The 19,679-nt window shown below is 35.0% G+C and carries 21 protein-coding genes, 1 riboswitch and 1 other annotated feature; of the genes, 16 read left to right on the plus strand and 5 right to left on the minus strand.

What is annotated here, in order from left to right:
- Positions 1-420 precede the first annotated feature (420 nt).
- The 9 genes from gltP to AC3WTA_RS14830 all read left to right on the plus strand — a co-directional run bounded on the left by gltP (position 421) and on the right by AC3WTA_RS14830 (position 8,146).
- A complete protein-coding gene (gene gltP, locus AC3WTA_RS14790; RefSeq protein ID WP_000821129.1) occupies positions 421-1,692 on the plus strand; it encodes a glutamate/aspartate:proton symporter GltP in 1,272 nt (423 codons plus the stop codon).
- Positions 1,693-1,758: 66 nt separating this feature from the next.
- Positions 1,759-2,277 (plus strand): ribonuclease FAU-1 family protein, encoded by a 519-nt coding sequence (locus AC3WTA_RS14795; RefSeq protein WP_000824646.1) that lies wholly within the window; start codon positions 1,759-1,761, stop codon positions 2,275-2,277.
- A 120-nt stretch (positions 2,278-2,397) separates the two neighbouring features.
- Positions 2,398-2,503, plus strand: a riboswitch (SAM riboswitch).
- Positions 2,504-2,597: 94 nt separating this feature from the next.
- Positions 2,598-3,914 carry a Na+/H+ antiporter NhaC family protein gene (locus AC3WTA_RS14800; RefSeq protein WP_000665483.1) on the plus strand — a complete coding sequence of 439 codons (1,317 nt, stop codon included), beginning with the start codon at positions 2,598-2,600 and terminating at the stop codon, positions 3,912-3,914.
- A 229-nt stretch (positions 3,915-4,143) separates the two neighbouring features.
- Complete coding sequence (locus AC3WTA_RS14805) at positions 4,144-4,500, plus strand: lmo0954 family membrane protein (protein WP_000808634.1); 357 nt, start codon at positions 4,144-4,146, stop codon at positions 4,498-4,500.
- Positions 4,501-4,557: 57 nt separating this feature from the next.
- Positions 4,558-5,220 carry a PspA/IM30 family protein gene (locus AC3WTA_RS14810; protein WP_000814152.1) on the plus strand — a complete coding sequence of 221 codons (663 nt, stop codon included), beginning with the start codon at positions 4,558-4,560 and terminating at the stop codon, positions 5,218-5,220.
- Between the two features lie 106 nt (positions 5,221-5,326).
- Positions 5,327-6,067 carry a cell wall-active antibiotics response protein LiaF gene (gene liaF / locus AC3WTA_RS14815; protein ID WP_000743886.1) on the plus strand — a complete coding sequence of 247 codons (741 nt, stop codon included), beginning with the start codon at positions 5,327-5,329 and terminating at the stop codon, positions 6,065-6,067.
- On the plus strand, positions 6,067-7,122 hold the full coding sequence (locus tag AC3WTA_RS14820) for a sensor histidine kinase (protein WP_000744324.1): 1,056 nt from the start codon (positions 6,067-6,069) through the stop codon (positions 7,120-7,122). Before liaF ends, AC3WTA_RS14820 begins: the two co-directional genes overlap by 1 nt.
- Complete coding sequence (locus AC3WTA_RS14825; RefSeq protein ID WP_000598709.1) at positions 7,119-7,751, plus strand: response regulator; 633 nt, start codon at positions 7,119-7,121, stop codon at positions 7,749-7,751. The genes AC3WTA_RS14820 and AC3WTA_RS14825 overlap by 4 nt, the downstream gene beginning before the upstream one ends.
- Before the next feature lie 98 nt (positions 7,752-7,849).
- Entirely contained in the window at positions 7,850-8,146 is a 297-nt protein-coding gene (locus tag AC3WTA_RS14830; protein ID WP_116329309.1) for a DUF3922 domain-containing protein, read from the plus strand.
- Positions 8,147-8,168: 22 nt separating this feature from the next.
- Here AC3WTA_RS14830 and brnQ3 read toward each other — a convergent pair whose 3' ends face one another.
- Positions 8,169-9,524, minus strand: coding sequence for a branched-chain amino acid transport system II carrier protein BrnQ3 (gene brnQ3, locus AC3WTA_RS14835; RefSeq protein ID WP_001099148.1), 1,356 nt, complete (start codon positions 9,522-9,524; stop codon positions 8,169-8,171).
- A gap of 56 nt (positions 9,525-9,580) precedes the next feature.
- Positions 9,581-9,839 (minus strand) — a binding site (T-box leader).
- A 271-nt stretch (positions 9,840-10,110) separates the two neighbouring features.
- Here brnQ3 and AC3WTA_RS14840 point away from each other — a divergent pair.
- Positions 10,111-10,320, plus strand: coding sequence for a hypothetical protein (locus AC3WTA_RS14840; protein ID WP_000880630.1), 210 nt, complete (start codon positions 10,111-10,113; stop codon positions 10,318-10,320).
- A 39-nt stretch (positions 10,321-10,359) separates the two neighbouring features.
- On the opposite strand, the gene AC3WTA_RS14845 is transcribed toward AC3WTA_RS14840, so the two are convergent.
- Entirely contained in the window at positions 10,360-11,136 is a 777-nt protein-coding gene (locus AC3WTA_RS14845; protein WP_000026252.1) for a class I SAM-dependent methyltransferase, read from the minus strand.
- Positions 11,137-11,244: 108 nt separating this feature from the next.
- Here AC3WTA_RS14845 and AC3WTA_RS14850 point away from each other — a divergent pair, with 108 nt between their 5' ends.
- Positions 11,245-12,096 carry a YhfM domain-containing protein gene (locus tag AC3WTA_RS14850; protein WP_000824711.1) on the plus strand — a complete coding sequence of 284 codons (852 nt, stop codon included), beginning with the start codon at positions 11,245-11,247 and terminating at the stop codon, positions 12,094-12,096.
- Between the two features lie 100 nt (positions 12,097-12,196).
- Here the strand turns inward: AC3WTA_RS14850 and AC3WTA_RS14855 are convergent, their stop codons facing one another.
- Positions 12,197-12,394: a hypothetical protein gene (locus AC3WTA_RS14855; RefSeq protein ID WP_001053356.1), complete on the minus strand. Its 198-nt coding sequence runs from the start codon at positions 12,392-12,394 to the stop codon at positions 12,197-12,199.
- 149 nt (positions 12,395-12,543) lie between these two features.
- On the opposite strand from AC3WTA_RS14855, the gene AC3WTA_RS14860 reads away from it, so the two are divergent.
- The 4 genes from AC3WTA_RS14860 (at position 12,544) to hmpA (ending at position 17,613) form a co-directional block, all read left to right on the plus strand.
- Positions 12,544-13,641 carry a site-2 protease family protein gene (locus AC3WTA_RS14860; RefSeq protein WP_000794476.1) on the plus strand — a complete coding sequence of 366 codons (1,098 nt, stop codon included), beginning with the start codon at positions 12,544-12,546 and terminating at the stop codon, positions 13,639-13,641.
- A gap of 370 nt (positions 13,642-14,011) precedes the next feature.
- On the plus strand, positions 14,012-15,367 hold the full coding sequence (locus tag AC3WTA_RS14865) for an RNA-guided endonuclease TnpB family protein (protein ID WP_000101444.1): 1,356 nt from the start codon (positions 14,012-14,014) through the stop codon (positions 15,365-15,367).
- A gap of 359 nt (positions 15,368-15,726) precedes the next feature.
- Positions 15,727-16,245: a hypothetical protein gene (locus tag AC3WTA_RS14870; RefSeq protein ID WP_000734813.1), complete on the plus strand. Its 519-nt coding sequence runs from the start codon at positions 15,727-15,729 to the stop codon at positions 16,243-16,245.
- 159 nt (positions 16,246-16,404) lie between these two features.
- Positions 16,405-17,613: an NO-inducible flavohemoprotein gene (gene hmpA, locus AC3WTA_RS14875; protein WP_000947341.1), complete on the plus strand. Its 1,209-nt coding sequence runs from the start codon at positions 16,405-16,407 to the stop codon at positions 17,611-17,613.
- A 31-nt stretch (positions 17,614-17,644) separates the two neighbouring features.
- Here hmpA and AC3WTA_RS14880 read toward each other — a convergent pair whose 3' ends face one another.
- A complete protein-coding gene (locus AC3WTA_RS14880) occupies positions 17,645-18,157 on the minus strand; it encodes a Crp/Fnr family transcriptional regulator (protein WP_000600574.1) in 513 nt (170 codons plus the stop codon).
- 170 nt (positions 18,158-18,327) lie between these two features.
- Between AC3WTA_RS14880 and AC3WTA_RS14885 the strand changes: the two genes are divergently transcribed.
- Positions 18,328-18,555, plus strand: coding sequence for a hypothetical protein (locus AC3WTA_RS14885; RefSeq protein WP_000882907.1), 228 nt, complete (start codon positions 18,328-18,330; stop codon positions 18,553-18,555).
- A 293-nt stretch (positions 18,556-18,848) separates the two neighbouring features.
- Here AC3WTA_RS14885 and AC3WTA_RS14890 read toward each other — a convergent pair whose 3' ends face one another.
- Positions 18,849-19,649, minus strand: a complete 801-nt coding sequence (locus tag AC3WTA_RS14890; protein ID WP_000455764.1) for a sulfite exporter TauE/SafE family protein — start codon at positions 19,647-19,649, stop codon at positions 18,849-18,851.
- Between the last annotated feature and the right edge of the window lie 30 nt (positions 19,650-19,679).

The raw sequence follows: 19,679 nt of genomic DNA on the forward strand, positions 1-19,679 counted from the left end.
TAAAGAAAATTTTATAAAATTGCTAAGTTTTGTCGGAATTTATCATTTTTTTAATGATAATTGTCATGTTGGATGCGCTTTTTATTCGTTCAACAAGGATGTATTTTTTGGATTTTATTGTAAAATAAAGGAAAAATATACTTGTTTTATATAGTAAAATAGTAGATAGGAATCCAATAAAACACTGATAAGGAATCGTTCTCATGTGAGGTTTTCTGACATGGGTTTTGTTTTTGTCAAGAAAATTATTTGTATTCGGGCAAACTTATTTTGTTGTCAGATTTTAAATTTTGATTTATGATTTTTAACAGGGACAAAATGTAGTGAATTGTCGAATAATATGTAATACTCTTAATTTCAAGTTTTATAAATATAGAATGAGAGATAGAGTGACACATCGAAGAGGGGGTTACAACAAATATGAAAAGAATAGGACTTGCATGGCAAATATTAATAGGACTTGCGCTTGGTATTGCAGTTGGGGCGATTTTCTTTGATAATCCAGCGGTTGTGAAATATTTACAACCAATTGGTGATATTTTCATCCGATTAATTAAAATGATCGTTGTACCAATTGTTGTAGCAAGTATTGTTGTTGGGGTTGCTGGTGTTGGTGATGTAAAAAAACTGGGCCGACTAGGCGGAAAAACAATTCTTTATTTTGAAATAATTACAACAATTGCAATTATTGTCGGTCTATTAATTGCGAATATTTTCCAACCAGGAAAAGGCGTAAATATGGATCAGTTAACGAAGACAGATATTTCGAAATATACACATACGACAGAGCAAGTGCAAAGTCATTCATTTGCAGATACATTTGTAAATATTGTTCCAACAAACATTATGAAGTCATTAGCTGACGGAGATATGCTTGCTATTATCTTCTTCTCTGTATTATTTGGTTTAGGTGTAGCAGCAATTGGTGAAAGAGGAAGACCGGTTCTTCAATTTTTCCAAGGTGTAGCTGATGCAATGTTTTATGTAACAAACCAAGTTATGAAATTTGCACCATTTGGTGTGTTTGCACTAATTGGTGTTACAGTTTCTACATTCGGTCTAGCTTCATTAATTCCATTAGGGAAATTACTAATTGTCGTATATGGAGCAATGATCTTCTTCGTCGTAGTTGTCTTAGGACTTACAGCGAAAATATTTGGAATTAACATTTTCCAATTCTTTAAGATTTTAAAAGACGAGCTGATCTTAGCATATTCTACAGCGAGTTCAGAAACAGTTTTACCGAAAATCATGGAGAAAATGGAGAAGTTCGGTTGTCCGAAAGCAATTACATCTTTCGTTATTCCGACAGGTTATTCATTTAACTTAGATGGATCAACTTTATATCAAGCAATTGCGGCTATTTTCCTAGCACAAATGTACGGTATTGATTTATCTATTACACAACAAATTACATTATTACTTGTATTAATGGTTACATCAAAAGGTATCGCAGGTGTACCAGGCGTATCATTCGTTGTATTATTAGCGACACTTGGTACAGTAGGTATTCCACCTGAAGGTTTAGCATTCATCGCTGGTATTGACCGTATTTTAGATATGGCTCGTACAGCAGTTAACGTTGTAGGTAACTCTTTAGCAGCTGTAGTTATGTCTAAGTGGGAAGGTCAGTATGACGCTGAAAAAGGACAAGCTTATTTGAAAGAAATTTCTAATAAGCAAGCAGCTTAATTATAATTTGAACAAGCTCTCACATAATATGTGGGGGCTTTTCTATATAGAAGGGAAGCGGACGTAATGAAACGTAAATATGGTGACGGTTCTTCGTGGAAGCGACTAATAGAGAAGGATTATACGGTTAAGCAAGTAGAAGAAGGAATGCTAGGAATATTAGACATAAAAAAGGTAAGAGAACCTAGTTGTAAAGAATATGATGGTAAAAAACTTTGTATCGCAGAGAATCAATATACGTGGATTCAATATTTCATAGACGGGAAAAACTTTGCGATTACAGCTATGTTAGATGATCAGAAAAAATTAGTGCAATATTACATCGATGTGGCGAAAGAATATAAAATTGATGACCGTGGTTTACCGTATTTTGATGATTTATATTTAGATGTAGTGTTATTACCGAACGGTAAGATGTATGTACTAGATGAAGATGAGCTAGAGGATGCCTATAAAAGTGGCGATGTTACAAAAGAAGAGTACGAGTTAGCTTGGTACACTACGAAATGGATAATAGATGCAATAAAAAATAGTGAATTTTATTGGATTTCAATATTGGAAGAAGAAATCAAAAAGTTAAAATGATTGTTGTATTCAAATTTTTTCATAATTACCAAAAAAATCTATACAAAAAATAATTGACTTTTGTTTTGTAAGCGAGTAAAGTTAGGGAAGAAATTATTATTAAAAAATAAATATGAAACCTTCTTATAAAGAGAGGCGGAGGGACTGGCCCTACGATGCCTCGGCAGCGGACTCGATTTCAGAGTGCTGTGCCAAATCCAGCAAGCATGTGCTTGAAAGATGAGAAGAGTGTTTCTTATAGATGTATAAGACCTCTTCTCATTGGAAGAGGTCTTTTGTTATTCATTAGAAAAAGGTTGAAACTAGGGAGAGATGGTACTTTGAAAGAAACGAGAGGAAATGGTTTGGCTTTATTACCACTTGGGATATTTTTGGCGCTATTTATTGGTTCTGGAATTATTACAGGTGATTTCTATAAATTGCCGATACTTGTAGCAATTTCAATTGCTGTAGGAGTCGCTTTAGCAATGAATCGTAAAGAAAGCTTTAATGTAAAAGTAGAACGATTCGCTAAAGGTGCAGGGAACCCGGATATTATGATTATGGTTCTGATTTTTGTACTTGCAGGAGCGTTTTCTGAAACAGCAAAAGGGATGGGTGGCGTTGATTCTACAGTTAATTTAGCGTTATCCATTTTACCGCAAGGATTTATTGTAGCTGGAATTTTTGTTATAGGGGCATTTATTTCATTAGCGATGGGAACTTCAATGGGAACAATTGCTGCATTAGCACCAATTGCTGTAGGTATTAGTGGGCAAACTGATATCTCAATTGCACTTACGATGGCTACTGTTGTTGGCGGGGCGATGTTTGGTGATAATTTATCATTTATTTCAGATACAACAATCGCAGCTGTACGTTCACAAGGAACGGAAATGAAAGATAAGTTTAAAACGAACTTTTTAATTGTATTACCAGCAGCTATTATTACAATTGTACTATTAGTAATCGTTACTTTAGGAAGCGACACGCAGATTAAAGCGCATAGCTTTGACTGGATAAAGATTTTACCGTATGCAGGAGTACTTATTACAGCATTGCTTGGTTGGAATGTACTTATTGTGTTAACTGGTGGAACTGTACTATCTGGCGTTATCGGTCTTTTAGATGGGAGTTACACATTAGAGAGTTTCTTTAAAAGTGTAACGGCTGGAATGGGCGGTATGATGGAGTTAGTATTACTTGCTATTTTAATTGGCGGTATGGTCGAACTGATTCAATATAATGGTGGCATTCAATATTTAATGAATCTTTTAACGCGTAACATTCGTTCAAAAAAAGGAGCAGAGTTCGGTATTGCTGGCTTAGTGAGTATGACGAATATGTGTACAGCGAATAATACGATTTCTATTATCTTTACAGGTCCGCTTGCGAAAAACATTGCAGATCAATATGAAATTGACCCTCGTAAATCAGCGAGTGTATTAGATCTTTTCTCATGCTGTGTGCAAGGATTAATTCCGTATGGTGCGCAAATGTTAACGGCAGCAGGATTTGCGGCGTTATCTCCGATTGAATTGTTACCATATGCGTTTTATCCGATTTTAGTTGGAGTATGTGGAATTATTTCTATATTAATTGGTTTCCCGAAGTTTTCTAAAGTAGCAGGAAAGAAAGAGTATCACAAAACAGCATAAATTAAAATGAAGTTTATGAATAGTAACGAAAGCCGTACAGAGAATGTTCTCTGTACGGCTTTTTATTTGCGATAAAAGAGTGAATCATCCTATCCTACCGCATATTTTTACAAAAGGCTGAATGCAACTCAGTCTTAAGTCTGAGTCGAAAACGGTTCTTAAGCTCGTTATGGAAAAGTGAAAATATAGTTAAGATAAGAGTATCAAATCGAAGGGAGGCAAGCACAAGATGAAACAATTTCTAGCGTTTATCGCGGCTGGTATTTTAGCTTTAATTGCTCTTGGCAGTCTTGCTGGTATTATAGGATTCGCAATTGGAGCAGGAGTTGTGTACTGGAGCTATAAATCATTTGTGCGAGCACAATCATTTTTTGGAAAGTTAGCTTGGGGTATTGTTGGTTTGATCGGCTTGTCCATCGCCCTTTCTCATTCCCCAGCATTAATCGGTATCGCAGCATTAGTAGTTTTATACTACGGATACCGTGAGTGGAAAAAAGAAAAAAATGTAGTTGTTGATTCTGCACCAGAAAGTTCTAAACCATATAGCAACTTTGAAGATGAGTGGAACAAGTTAATGAAAAACTAATAAAAAACTAATAAAAAATTAAATCAAATTTATAAAGTAGAAGAGAGGAAGATTATAATGAAACAATCTTTATTCGGACGTGTACGCGATGCAATTTTAGCAGATTTTCATAATGTGTTAGATGAGAAAGAAAGAAAAAATCCAATGGCGATGTTAAACCAATATTTACGCGATAGTGAGCGTGAAATAACAAAAATTGAGAAGTTAATTGAGCGCCATAAAACATTAAAATCTAATTTCGCTCGTGAGCTTGAGCAAGCACGTTATTTCGTTAATAAAAGATCGAAGCAAGCGATCGTCGCTCAAGAAGCAGGTGAATTACAACTACATGAGCGTGCGTTAGAAGAAGTAGCGTATTATGAAGGGCAAGTAACTCGATTAGAAGAAATGTATGCAGGTGTTGTAGAGCAAATTGATGAGTTAGAGCGTCGTCTTACTGAGATGAAAAATAAATTAAAAGAAATGCACGCAAAACGTATGGAATTAATGGCACGTGAAAATATGGCACATGCAAATCGTCGTATGAATACAGCGATGCATAAAATGGATGAAAATAATCCGTTCTTACGCTTTGAAGAAATTGAAAATCATATTTGCGACTTAGAATCTCGTATAAATGAGGACCATGAACGTGACACATTTGATATGAAAATTGCAAAGCTTGAGCGTGAAATGAAAGAGAAGAATGATGTATCGTTAACGAAAGAGTTAACAAAATAATAGTAGTATATTATAAAACAGGCTTATGATATAGTGATAGGAGAAAAGGTGTTGGAAAGCAATGCCTTTTCTTCTATGTATATGTGACAAGAAGGGGGGAGCTGAAATGAAGAAACAATTTTCAAAAACACAATTAATGGGGATGCTCCTCATCATATTTGGATTCGGTCTTTTTCTTGATATGATACTTGGACATTTTGAACCAGGTGGTCTCATTTTTGCATTTATTATGCTTATGTTTGGAAGGCATTATCGTAAGAAGAATCGTTACGTAAGGGGAAATGTATTTTTATTTGTTGGTGGTATAGTATTTTTATTCTTCTTATTTTCATCAGCAGCATTTGTTCTTGTCGTATTTGCTTGTTTAGCTTTAATTGGTTATCAACTGATTCAACAAGGACATCAGCAAAAAGCAATAAAGGTTGAAATTAAAGAAAAAGGGATTATAGACGAAGAGAAGCAAATATATCGTACAGAACCATATTTAAAAAATATGTTTGTAGGGAATATACGAATGATGGATCATATTTATGAACTTGAGGATATTAATGTTCAATATGGTGCTTGTGATGTGGAAATAGATTTAACAACTGCTATGATTCCAGAAGGAGAAACGGTAATTGTTATCCGAGGTGTAGTTGGTAATATTCGTTTATATGTGCCATATGATATTGAACTGTCTTTAAATCATTCTGTTATTGTCGGGCGTGTGCTCCTGCCAGGACATGAAGAGACAGGATTTAATCGCAATGTTACATTTAGAACAGAGCAGTATAAAGAAGCTCCTCGTCGTATTAAAATTATTTCTTCGCTTGTCGTAGGCGATACGGAAGTGAGGAAAGTATAATGAAGAAACAAAAAAATATTTCGTGGATGTATATTCGTTATTCTATGTTGTCTTCTGTTAGTATTGCACTCATTTGTACAATTGTATATGTATGGAAAAGTGAGCAACAAGTGTACGATTTATTATGGAAGGAATCCATCGCTTCTGTTCCAATTGGCTTGTTTATTATGACTACAAGTTTACTTATCGGGGGAATTGTAGGATATGCAATCGGTTACTATATAGAGCAGCGTATACAAGGATTAAATACTTTTCTATTTGAAGTGGAGCGAGGGAATTTTCCGAGCGATGTTTCGTTTACTGCAGATGATGAATTTCATGAAGTAGAACGAAAAGTAATAGGCCTTGCTCGTCGATTAGAGGAGCAAGCTGGACTCTTTCAAAAAGTAACGAATGAACGAGCTCATTGGAATGAAGAGATGAGACAAGAAGCGATATCCCAAGAAAGGCATCGATTGGCGAGAGAGCTGCATGATTCTGTAAGTCAGCAGCTTTTTGCAATGTCGATGATGATGTCGGCTATTAATGAACAAGTGGCTGAAATTCCAGAAACGACGCAAAAGCAGTTGCAGCTCGTTGAAAATATGGTTGTAAATGCACAATCAGAAATGAGAGCATTGCTTCTTCATTTACGGCCTGTACAATTAGAAGGTAAGAAACTGACACAAGGTATAGAGGAATTATTAACGGAATTATCGCGAAAGCAACATATGAAAATTGAATGGCTAATCGAGCCAATAGAATTGAAAAAAGGTGTAGAAGACCATTTATTTCGTATTGTGCAAGAAGCTTTATCCAATACTTTACGACATGCGAAAGCGAAGAAAACGGAAGTGCGTCTTCGGAAAATTGATCAATATGCAATTCTAAAAATTATTGATGATGGCGTTGGATTTGAAGTCGGAGTGAATAAGGCTGGTTCATATGGTTTAAGATCAATGCAAGAGCGTGTTCATGAAATTGGTGGGACATTAAAAGTACTTAGTTTCCCGGCTAAAGGGACGCAAATAGAAGTAAAAGTACCGATTATGATTGAGAGAGGGGGAGAATCATGATAAAAGTGTTACTTGTCGATGATCATGAAATGGTTCGAATGGGTGTATCAGCATATTTATCAACGCAGCCAGATATCGAAGTAGTTGGAGAAGCTGAAAATGGAAGAAAAGGTTCAGAGTTAGCACTGCAATTAAGACCAGATATTATTTTGATGGATCTTGTCATGGACGAGATGGATGGGGTTGAAGCAACACGTGCTATTATTCAGGAATGGCCAGAAGCGAAAATTGTAGTTGTAACGAGCTTTTTAGATGATGAGAAATTGTACCCTGTTATTGAGGCTGGAGCGACAAGCTATTTATTAAAAACATCAAGAGCAAGTGATATAGCAGACGCTGTACGAGCTACTTATGATGGAGAAACGGTATTAGAGCCAAAAGTTACTGGTAAAATGATGTCTCGTATGCGTCAGAAGAAAGAACAACCTTTGCACGAGGAGTTAACAGAAAGAGAGTCTGAAATTTTGTTATTAATTGCAGAGGGGAAAAGTAATCAAGAGATTGCAGATGAATTGTTTATTGCCCTCAAAACAGTAAAGACACATGTGAGTAATATTTTAAATAAGCTAAATGTCAGTGACCGGACACAGGCGGTTATTTATGCGTTTAGACATCAATTGACGAAATGATAAAGTGAAACTTTAATCAGTGGGGGGCTATCCCACTGATTATTAGTTTACGCCAAATCTTTTTATTGACGTTAATAAATGTAAGCGTTATCATTAAGTTGTTAACAGTACATACAAAGGGGAGAGAGTGTATGTTAGTTCAAACGATATTTGGCATGGATAAGTCTAAAAAATTAGGGGATTATGTGAACGCATTACAAGCGCTTTGTGAACAATATAATGTTGAAACAGATAAAATTGCAATTGTTGAGGCGACAGAAGAGTACTATTTATTTTTAGTAAAGCAAGAAGATTGCTACGATGTTGTCAAAGTAGAAACAGTGGATACAAATATCGAATATTATACGAAAGCGTATAAAATAAGCAGTTTTAATCATACTGCTTATCAAAAGTAAAAAACTCCCTTTCGGGAGTTTTTTAGGATGCTTTTACTTCGCGGGAATCGGTTATTAAGGGAACTTTTTTCGCACCGCTTAACTTAGCGATTGTAAGCCCGATAATAGCCCCGGCTAATGCTGGTATTAGCCAGCCAATTCCTTCATTATATAAAGGGATAAATTCAAAATATGTTGTGATAAATGAAACTGAAATGCCACCTTGTTTTAATCCGTCAAATACGCTTACGATTGCAGCTCCAATTAAAGCACCTACATAAACAGAGCGATATCCACCGAAATATTTATGAAGTAACGATAGTAGAACGAGTACAATTGCAACTGGATATACAACAAGTAGAATTGGAACAGAGATGGCAATAATTTTCGTTAAACCTAAGTTGGCAACTAATAATCCTAACGCACAAATGATAATCGCGAACATTTTGTATGAAAATTTAGTCAATAATGTTGAGAAATATTGACTACACGCAGATACAAGTCCAACACAAGTCGTTAGACAAGCGAGTGTAACGATTAGAGATAATAGAAGTAAACCGTATGGACCGAATAATTGCTGTACGATAACAGTAAGTAATTGTCCGCCATTTTGTGCATATCCGAGCGAGACGCTAGTTGCACCGAGCCAGCCAAGTGCGCCATATACAAGTACGAGACCAGTAGCGGCAATAAGTCCTGCTTTCGCTGTTGCGATAGCAATGGATTTACGATCACTCATACCTTTAGAGCGAATGGCATTTACAACGATAATTCCAAATGCAAGCGCAGAAATGGTATCCATCGTTAAGTATCCTTCCATAAAGCCTTTGAAGATTGGAGAAGTTTGATACTCTTGCATTGCTGGTCCTGATTGCCCGAGTGGTGTAAATACACTTTTAACAAATAGTAAGAAAATAGAGAGTAATAAAATAGGTGTTAAAATATTTCCGATGCGATCGACAAGTTTAGATGGATTTAAACTAAGCCAAAATACGATAGCGAAGAAGATGACCGTGTATAAAAATAGAGCTAGGTTACTAGAGCGAATTGTTTCCGGTAAGAAAGAACTAACACCCATTTCATAAGCGACATTTGCAACGCGTGGAATTCCCATAGAAGGACCGATTGCGATGTATACAACTACAGTAAAGAAAATTCCGAATAATGGGTGAACATGACTTGCGAGTTGTTGCATGCCGTTTCCTGATAAAGAAATTGCAATAACAGTTAATAATGGTAAACCGACTCCTGTTAGTAAAAATCCAATCATTGCCGGCCAAAAGTTTTCACCTGCATTTTGTCCAAGCATGGGAGGGAAAATTAAATTACCTGCCCCAAAAAATAAAGAAAATAGCATAAGACCCGTGAAAAAAATATGTTTTTTTGATACAGTGTTCATTGTTTTTCCTCCTTTTTTAAATTCATTTGTAAGAACACAAAAAACTCGTCCCTAAAGAAAGGGACGAGTTATATTTACCCGCGATACCACCCTAATTTATACATGTAGAAATTAGTCTATATGTATACGGCTTTACAACGTACAACATGATACGTGTTCCTTGTAACGGGGGACAGCCGGTAAGAACTTACTGTAACATTCGGTTCTACTTCTCGGAGATGATTTTCGGCTACGCACTGAACGTTGGCTTTCAGCAAATCGCCAACTCTCTGGGGGACAGTCCTATAACGTACTCGTTCTCGTCAATGAATTTTTATTCAAGTATTCTGACAGTATTGTCACATGTTTTTTTTTGAAAGTCAACATTTTTTTGAAAGGTATATTTATATATGGAAATATCGAATGTGATATTCGTTGTTGTAAAGGGAATGGTGAATTGTAAAACGGGAGTAAAAATTTGTAGAGAATTGTAAAACTTATAGAGAAAGTTGATATTTATAGGAGTAAAGAAGGTATTGTTTGAATTTACAGAGAATAATACAACAATCCACTTGCTGGAAAGAACAAACCAAAAGAGGTGACTGGAATGCTTGCGATGGGAGTATTATTTGGCATTATTGCTATAATTGGTTTTATGTGGTTATATTATTCGCGTTCGTTTAAACAAGCAGAAGTTTTACTCTTTCAAAAAGGTAGTTTGTTGACAAATCAGTCTAGATATTTAGTATGTCCGAAGTGTGGAAGTGCACAGGCCAGAAGTGGAGGATATCAAGAGTGTTGCAAAATTAGATTATGAAAGAAGGAAGCCTCACATTATGTTGTGAGGCTTCCTTCCTTACAATTTCATGGCGCTCCAAATTGTCCACCGATCTCTTTCGATAATAGGAGAGATGCTTTGTAATGCGGTCTGGACCTGTTGTAGAAGTTGAGAAAGTTCATGATCTGTTAATTCATATAGAATGGATCGACCTGTTCGAGGTGATAAATCTTGTAGCAATGCTTCTACAGAATCATGTATTTTTCGTACTTCCCATTGTGTTTGAGAGGGGAACACATGAAGAAAATGTTTTTGTAATTCTTGCTGTATCGTGGTGGTTTTTGGCCGCCTTTTTGATTCTATTTCAATGAGTTTTGGAAAGGTAGAGAAAAAATATCCACGAATGTGTTCGGGGCTTCCAGGAATTGTACAATCTTCAATAGTTCGGTCTTGTACAATAAGTACACCGTTTTTCTTTAATATACGAGAAGCTTCACGTAGAAATGTAGGAATGTCTTGTAAATGATGAATCACTGCGCGCGAAATAACAATGTCAAATGTATCATTAGGATATGGGACGCTATGTGCATCGCCTTGAATGAATGAAATATTTGGAAATCCGTTACAATTTTCTTTTGCAGCTTGTAATATTTCTTTTGAAAAATCAAGTCCAATGACATTTTTGGCCCCCATAAGAGCAAGTTCTTTCGTATAAATCCCGCCACCACAGCCGATATCAATTATTTGCTTGTTTTGTATATTTGTAATACTTTTTATCATTTCTCCCCAAGAAATATGGGCGTTTCGCTGTGCGTATGTGTATTTATTATTTGCATCGTGAAAATTAATGGACATGAAAAAGACCTCCTTTCAATACTTAGTATAGCGTATTTTATAGTGTGTCACGTTTTTGTTTTTTATATGAAGAGTATAAGAATTTCTTATTGTAAAAGGAGGATTAAGTTGAAAAGGAAATATGTATTGTTGTTATTTGCTATGTTACTAGCATCTTGTGGTCAAGTAGAGCAAAAAAAAGAAACAAAAAAAGTGGAAGAGGCGGTGAATGAAGTGAAAGAAACAGTAGGGGTAACCGTTATACAAAAAAAACATAAAGAGAAAAAGTTACAGGAATCAGAAGCTAAGTTAGTAATAGACATTATAGATAAAGCGGAAAAACAAGAAGTAACAGGTAGTTTTGGTGAACCGGAATATGAAATACAAATTAATAGGGATGGAAAAAAAGAAACATATTATGCATGGCTAAGAGGAGAAGACAGACGAGGATGGGTACAATATAAGAAAGCTATGTATATGCTGAATAAAAAAGATACGGAAAAGCTTTTGGCTATATTTCCAAATGTTTCAGAACAAAAAGAAGATGAGATGCAGGTAGGTCCTTTAACGGAAGTAACAAAAAAAGATTTGCAGATTACTGCGTTTCATATTAAAGCAGGCGATCAAAAAGTGAATTATATGGTGCGGTATACGATTTCACAATCATTATACAACAAGTTAGAGAAGGAACAAGAATATTATTTACAAGTCGTTTTCCCAGAAAAAGTTCAAAAATTAATTGGAGCAAAAGAAAGTGAAAAAATTTCAGGTGAAAAGGTAAAGGAAGGGTATAAACAATATGAATTACAGGCTACTGTGCAGGTAAAAGATGCTTCAGAATCACAATTAAAGTCATTAGAGACATATTATGAAAATTATGATTTGAAAATATTAAATAGTAAAAAAGAAAAAATAGGTGTTTTTCAAAATATCATTCAAATTGTTAAAGAGTATGGTGAAAAAATGAATTTACAAAGATAAAGTGAAACTTTAATTAGTCCTTACGGATCGGGATGAATGTAAAGTCTATATGACCTTTCCTAGGAAATGATAATAGAGAGGGGGAAAATCCCCCTCTCTATTACTTTGCTTTTGCAGATGGCTCATTCATTGATTTTCGTGTAATAAGAAAAGAAATCATAAGAGCGGAAAGGATGACAAGGGCAATAAATACGTGATTGGGCAACAAATCTAATAATAATACGTAACTAACGGTATAAAAAATAAGAGTTGAAGCTAAAAACGATAGAGCGCCTATTATGAGAGATTGTAAATTCATTTGCAAACACCTCCTTATATTTATATTTTTGGCTAAAAATGGATTAAATAAACATTATTTCTAACGATAGAAAAAAATATGTCATAATAGAGAAAAAATAGTTTTGATGAATGAATAGGATTCATTAATGAGAGATAAAGGAGAGGAATATGAAAAATAATAAAAAAGGATTATGGGGAATTATTGTTGCAATAGGGCTATTTTTACTTTCTAAGTTAAAGTGGGTATTTGCAATTTTTAAACTAGCAAAGTTTTCAACGGTATTTAGTATGTTTCTATCACTTGGTGCATACGCGGTTATATATGGTTGGAAATTTGGGGTAGCGCTCATTTATTTATTGTTTATTCATGAAATGGGCCATTTATGGGCTGCGAAAAGAAAAGGTATACCAACATCGCCAGCAATATTTATTCCGTTTATGGGTGCTCTTATTGGGATGAAAGAGATGCCAAAAAATGCAAAAGATGAAGCTTATATCGCCTATATGGGACCTCTTTTCGGATTGTTGTCATTTTTACCTGCGATTCCACTTTATATAATGACGAAAGAGCCATTTTGGGCATTAATTATTTTACTTGGAAGTATGATTAACTTCTTTAACTTGATTCCGGTTTCTCCATTAGATGGTGGACGAATTATCTCAGTTGTAAGTACAAAGATTTGGGGAGCGGGCCTTATTGTATTGCTCGGTTATTCCATTTACTTTAAAAGTATTTTGGGAGGATTTATTTTTATTATCGGCTGTATGGAATTATATAGAGTAATAAAGAGAGATGAGCCAATTAAGGAATTAGGATATAGAATTGATGGAATGAAAGAATATGTTGCAAGGCTTGAAGAGGAGTTAAAAGAAACAGGTGCGGTGCATCGAAATATATATATGATGCAACATGAAATAAATATATTAAGGCAAAAAGAAAGAGAGAAAGAATTAAAAGTAGGAGAACTTCAAAAGATTGAAGTGTTAGAGCATCTTTTACCAAAGTTTGAGCCGCTTGATTACGTTCCATATGAAGATGAAAAAGAAACACATACAATTCATATAAGAGAAGCATTTGAAATGTCAGAAAGAAAATTACAGGAATGGGAGAAAGAAAAGAGACAACAGGAAAACTATTATAAAGTTGATATGAAAACGAAATGGACAGTCTTTGCTTGTTATATCGGATTAATGGCTATACTCGGTTACACAGCTTATGAAGGATACATTGTTTTACAAGAACATTTACCAACGAGAAATGTATAGAAAAATATTGTCGAAATGATAGGAAGGGTTTATCCCTTTCGGCAAGAAGACTTCATCTGATTTGTGTTACGAGTGAAACCCAACAATACAGGTGGAGATGAATTGCCGTCAGAAGGTAGACCAAACACTTTTGTTTGGTTCATAACAATTTTCCCGGGGCGAATATTTGTTTCTTTTTGTCTTACAATATAATCTGCCCTTAGATAAGGAGGGAATATATCGTAAGACAACGAAATTGGATAATAATAATCATTTGGTTATTTGATTCAAAAGTAATTAACAATTACAAAAATATTTCTTTCCTAAGATAAAACATGATCTTAGGAAAGGAATAATTTTAATGAACTCTCTAAGAAAGGTGGTGAAAACAATGGCTAGAAAGAAAGCAGTGAAAGTATTGCGCAAACAAAAGAAAAGAGAAAACATGCAACGATTCACGCAGAAACAGAATATCGGACGAGCGTGCCTTACTGCAAAAGAATTTCGCTTACTGCAACGCATGTCACATAGTTCAAAAGCATTGCGAAATGTTGGATTGTACACGATGAAACAAAGTTACTTGAACAATAACAAAATGGCTACTGTAAAAGAAGTGGACACTGCCATGCAAGCCGATATGAACTACTCGGGCATGCAATCAAACTCTGTTCAAGCGATTCGTAGAGCCTTATTTACAGAAGTGAAGAGCTTTTTTAAAGCATGGGAACAGTGGAAGAAAAATCCTGAGAAGTTCACAGGTCGTCCTAAGTTTCCGAATTATTCTCGTTCAACTGACAAACGAATCATTGAAATCTATCAAGTTCCAAAAGTGGATGATAACGGGTTTTGGATGATTCCGATGAATGTAGCATTCAGAAAAAAATTCCGTTCCATTAAAATACGTATGCCTAAAAACTTAAGAAATAAAAAAATTTCCTACATTGAGATTGTACCAAAGCAAAAAGGTCGGTTCTTTGAGGTGCATTACACATATGAAATGCACGTTTCTCAAATGAAGAAGCCATCCACGACTACTAGTAACGCTTTGAGTTGCGATTTAGGTGTAGACAGATTAGTAAGTTGTGTAATAAATACGGGTGATACATTCTTAATTGATGGAAAAAAATTAAAATCCATAAACCAATACTTCAACAAAATGATACGTAATCTGCAACTGAAAAATATGGACAATGGACTTTCAAAACGTGTTGTAACGAATAGAATGGCTGCACTTTGGCATAAACGGGAACGACAAATAAACGGTTACATTTCACAAACGGTAGGTTTGTTGTTTAAAAAAGTGAAAGCATTCGGCATAGATACGGTTGTCGTAGGGTATAACGCTGGCTGGAAACAAAAATCAGATATGGGAAAAAAGAATAATCAAACATTTGTTCAAATCCCATTTCATAAACTGATGGCAGCGATTGAGAATAAGTGTGTAAAAGAAGGTATACGATTTTTAAAACAAGAAGAAAGCTATACTTCAAAAGCTAGTTTTCTTGATAAAGATCCGGTTCCAGTTTGGTCTGAGGATGATAGGATTCATTATCGCTTTAGTGGCAAACGAATCACTCGTGGTCTGTATCAAAGTAAAGCAGGAACATGTATCCATGCTGATATTAATGGTGCGCTGAATACATTGCAAAAATCAAGAGTTGTACAATTGGATGACACTCTCAAAGTGAAAACGCCGATTCTATTAGAAGTGCAAAAACGTAAGGCTGTTGCTTCGCGCATAGCTTAGTGGGTGCGTCAACCATCCATGTGTACTCGACTTGTCGGGGCTTGTAGCACACGCCGGATTCATCTGAGTGGTGGCTTCTTTCACAAGGAAGAACTGCTCTTTTTCGAAAGGGTGGTGCAAGTGGGAAAACAATAGTTCATTGCCAGTACCAACCAAAAACATACTTGGGGTGTTACCGTAGGGTGGCATGAATGCTAGAGCGTCAAACTGTCTGAAAAGACCTAGATTTCTAACTCAAGCCCCCACTGAAACGTGTCAACTCAGTGGGGGTAGTTGACAAAGGAATTATACTTCTACGAGAGAATGTTACAAGTATAGTCATACATTGTAATATTTTTAGTAGAGAAGGAGTTCTGTATATGAAGAAATTGTTAATTGTATTCGGGATTATTATCGTAATGATCATTGCGAGCTATAGTCTTATGAAATTGCTATTACATTATGCGAATAAGCCTGCTGAGGTAAGTACAATAGCCCAAATAGAAGATGTGCAAGAAGAGACAAAAGTGCTAGATTTTATTCGTATGACGCATGAAAGTTATAATAATTTCTTAAATTACGGTAAAGCAGAGAATTATACAGAAGGGGACTGGAACCAATTTAAACAATGGTTTCAACAACAAGAATCGTCTTTAAAAAATATACATACAGAAATAAAGAATGAAAAAATAAAACGTGATGTAAATAGAAGCTATGAAATTGTAAAAAAAGGTGTGGAACTTCAAAATATTGAGTATGTAGTTTATGCACATCGTATATACCATGACTTAGATATTATTGTAAATAAATATAGAGGTGAAACGAACATCTGGGGGTATACAGAGTTTGGAGATGGGAAAGATATAAGGGTAATTGAACAAGCTATACAGTCCAAATAATAAGTTAGCTAGAATTCTAGTTGGCTTATTTTCTTTTGTAAGTGCAATGTTCATATATTATTCACAAAAACACCGTGTTAATAGTGATTAAAATCACAATATGTACTATACAATTCAGTTAAACTAAAAACAGTTAAGGAAATAGAGGAGTGGGATACAATGTTAAGTGCAAAAACAATTGAAATCGTAAAGTCAACAGTACCATTATTACAAGAAAAAGGCGTTGAAATTACAACGAGATTTTATCAAATTTTATTTTCGGAACATCCGGAGTTATTGAATATTTTCAACCATACAAATCAGAAAAAGGGAAGACAACAACAAGCGCTAGCGAATGCTGTTTATGCAGCTGCAACGTATATTGATAATTTAGAAGCTATTATTCCAGTTGTAAAACAAATTGGTCATAAGCATAGAAGTTTAGGTATTAAAGCAGAGCATTACCCAATTGTAGGTACATGTTTACTACGTGCAATTAAAGAGGTCGCAGGTGCACCTGATGAAGTTTTAAATGCATGGGGCGAAGCTTATGGTGTCATTGCTGATGCATTCATTAGCATTGAAGCAGAGATGTATGAAGAAGCGGCACATAAAGAAGGTGGATGGAAAGATTTCCGTAACTTTGTGGTTGTTAAAAAAGTGAAGGAAAGCGACGTTATTACATCATTTTATTTAAAACCTGAGGATGGAGGGCAAGTTTCTTCATTCATCCCAGGACAATATGTAACGATTCAAATAAACATAGAAGGTGAAACGTATACACATAATCGTCAATATAGTTTATCAGATGCTCCTGGAAAAGAATATTATCGTATTAGTGTAAAGAAAGAAAAAGGTGTAGATACACCGGACGGTAAAGTATCTAACTACTTACACGATCATGTAGAAGAAGGGGATATGTTACCGGTAAGTGCACCAGCAGGAGATTTCGTATTAAATATGGATTCAACATTACCAGTTGTGCTAATTAGTGGTGGAGTAGGTATTACACCAATGATGAGTATGCTAAATACGTTAATTGAAAAAAACTCAAAACGTAATGTATGTTTTGTTCATGCAGCGATAAATAGTAATACACATGCAATGAAAGAACACGTTGAGGCAGTAGATAATGAATACGAACAAGTTAAAGCATACACTTGCTATTCTGCACCAACTGAAAAAGACTTGGAAATGAAGAACTTTGATAAAGAAGGTTTCATTGAAGCTGAATGGTTACAAACTATCATTCCGACAACTGAAGCAGAATTTTATTTCTGTGGTCCAGTACCATTTATGAAACATATAAATGCTGCACTAACTGATTTAGGTGTGAAACAAGAGCATATTTATTATGAATTTTTCGGTCCAGCAGCAAGCTTACAATAGAATGGATTTGAATAAGCGAAAAAACGAGGTATTATTTTACCTCGTTTTTTATTTGTTCTCTTAACAGCCGATTTACTGTTTCACGGCGTATACCTATGAGTTGACCGATTTCAGTTTGTGTTAATATTTCATATATAGGAATGTCACCTAAATATAGTGTGAACCATTCTTGTAAACGATGTAGACGTTCTTTCGGAGAGACGGTTGTCAATTGATCGATACGCTGTTGCATCATTCTTAATTTTGATTGTAGTTGCATAGCGATATTCGCATATGATGCAGGATTTGCCTGAAGTTGATCGTACCATTCATTACTAATTATAGGTTCAACTTCTGTTTTCATTAAAGCGATTGCTGTACCGTGATATTCCTTCGGTGAAATTAAAGAATGGTGAGGTATCGTTTCACCTGGAACGATAATGTTGAATAGAAATGGTGTTCCATCTTCTTCTATCCGTACTACTTTTAATAAACCTGTTTTTATAAAATATAAAGGACCGTCCTCGCCTTGACGGAATAGTACATCTCCTTTGTGTAGAATCAATGTTAGCCCCCCATTTAAACATTTCTATTTCTTCTATTTTAGCGTATATGTATAAAGACAATATGCTATTTAAACAGCAATTTCATTGACGAAATATATGCTATTACAGTAGTATACTATTTAGTGTGTAATAGTACTAGCAATGAATACGCTGTAGGGGGTTTAGTATATTGTTAGATGCGATAAAAATGACGGATATGAGAATTCCGGCGAATGCTATCATTCATGTAGAAGAGATGAAAGGTGGAGTCGTGTTATCCGTTGAAGTAGACGGCCAAATTATTTATACGATGGCTTATGATGAAGAAACAGATAGTTATGCTGAATTATATGATCGAAATGATAAGAGGGCGTGCCAAGTACATGAGGATTTTATGGGATGGTCACTTCTTCACTAAAAAAGATGTCAATATGACATCTTTTTTTATTAAAACGATAGAATATACAAAGAAATGAAATATAAGGATAAAATTTGTAATAAATGATTTTGCATTGTTAGCACTTTGTAACTGCAAGTGAATTATTTTTTCGCTATCATAAAGATAACAGTCGCAGTTATAGGAGTGGTCAACTTGAAGAAAGTACATATTTCCAATTATATGTTATTATGTGTTTGTTTAATTTTATTTGTTCTCTTAGGAGGATTTTTATATTCATGTGTATAAGAAAAACGCATTCTAAAAAGAACGCGTTATAAAAAAGAAGTGATGATTAATCTAGTTCCGAGAATAATTAATGTGATACGTAATAAATTAATTACGGCATTACCACTTAATTTTGTATTAATATAAGCCCCGATTTTTCCGCCAATCCATGCACCAGGAATAAGAATTAATGCGTAAACCCAGCTGACATTTCCAAGGGAGATGTGAGTTGCAGAACTTACAATTGCTGATAAAAATACGATAAACATCGAAGTTGCTACAGCAATATGTGCTGGGAATGCAAAAAGTAGCATCATTGCTGGAACAAGTAAGGCACCGCCGCCAATTCCAAATAACCCAGATATAAAACCAACTATAAAGGCGATAAAGATAGCGAGAAGCGGTGGAAATTGATAGTGTACAGTGTTTCCTTCGTTATCTGTAAAAGAACGCTTAATTACCGTCATATTTGATAAAGAAAGGGGGTTTAATTTGTCTCGTAACATAAGAAGAATGGAGACAAAAATAAGGAAAATCCCAAAATATAAAGAAAATGTATCTTGGTTTAAAAATTTGTTTGCCCATGAGCCGATGATACCACCAGGGCCACTCCCGATAAATAAAATAAGTCCACTTTTGTAATCTACTCGTTTATGCTTCATATAAGTAAGGGTGGAAGATAGTCCTGTAAAAACGACTGTTACCATTGAAGTTCCTACTGCAAGTTGTGGTGATAGACTGTGTAATCCGATTAATAACGGAACAATAATAATTCCGCCACCAAGCCCGACTAGACTCCCGACTGTCCCGGCGATTAATCCGATGAAAAGTAACATGATGTATTCCAAAATTTCCAACTCCTCTATATAACTTATCCA

The organism is Bacillus sp. EB106-07-01-XG149, assembly GCF_058791555.1.

Coding starts and splice junctions, on each gene's coding strand:
- AC3WTA_RS14820 (WP_000744324.1), top strand. CDS start 6,067: ATGAAGAAACAAAAAAATATTTCGTGGATGTATATTCGTTATTCTATG.
- AC3WTA_RS14810 (WP_000814152.1), top strand. CDS start 4,558: ATGAAACAATCTTTATTCGGACGTGTACGCGATGCAATTTTAGCAGAT.
- AC3WTA_RS14825 (WP_000598709.1), top strand. CDS start 7,119: ATGATAAAAGTGTTACTTGTCGATGATCATGAAATGGTTCGAATGGGT.
- AC3WTA_RS14805 (WP_000808634.1), top strand. CDS start 4,144: ATGAAACAATTTCTAGCGTTTATCGCGGCTGGTATTTTAGCTTTAATT.
- AC3WTA_RS14870 (WP_000734813.1), top strand. CDS start 15,727: ATGAAGAAATTGTTAATTGTATTCGGGATTATTATCGTAATGATCATT.
- AC3WTA_RS14845 (WP_000026252.1), bottom strand. CDS start 11,136: ATGTCCATTAATTTTCACGATGCAAATAATAAATACACATACGCACAG.
- liaF (WP_000743886.1), top strand. CDS start 5,327: ATGAAGAAACAATTTTCAAAAACACAATTAATGGGGATGCTCCTCATC.
- brnQ3 (WP_001099148.1), bottom strand. CDS start 9,524: ATGAACACTGTATCAAAAAAACATATTTTTTTCACGGGTCTTATGCTA.
- hmpA (WP_000947341.1), top strand. CDS start 16,405: ATGTTAAGTGCAAAAACAATTGAAATCGTAAAGTCAACAGTACCATTA.
- AC3WTA_RS14795 (WP_000824646.1), top strand. CDS start 1,759: ATGAAACGTAAATATGGTGACGGTTCTTCGTGGAAGCGACTAATAGAG.
- gltP (WP_000821129.1), top strand. CDS start 421: ATGAAAAGAATAGGACTTGCATGGCAAATATTAATAGGACTTGCGCTT.
- AC3WTA_RS14860 (WP_000794476.1), top strand. CDS start 12,544: ATGAAAAATAATAAAAAAGGATTATGGGGAATTATTGTTGCAATAGGG.
- AC3WTA_RS14855 (WP_001053356.1), bottom strand. CDS start 12,394: ATGAATTTACAATCTCTCATAATAGGCGCTCTATCGTTTTTAGCTTCA.
- AC3WTA_RS14865 (WP_000101444.1), top strand. CDS start 14,012: ATGGCTAGAAAGAAAGCAGTGAAAGTATTGCGCAAACAAAAGAAAAGA.
- AC3WTA_RS14840 (WP_000880630.1), top strand. CDS start 10,111: ATGCTTGCGATGGGAGTATTATTTGGCATTATTGCTATAATTGGTTTT.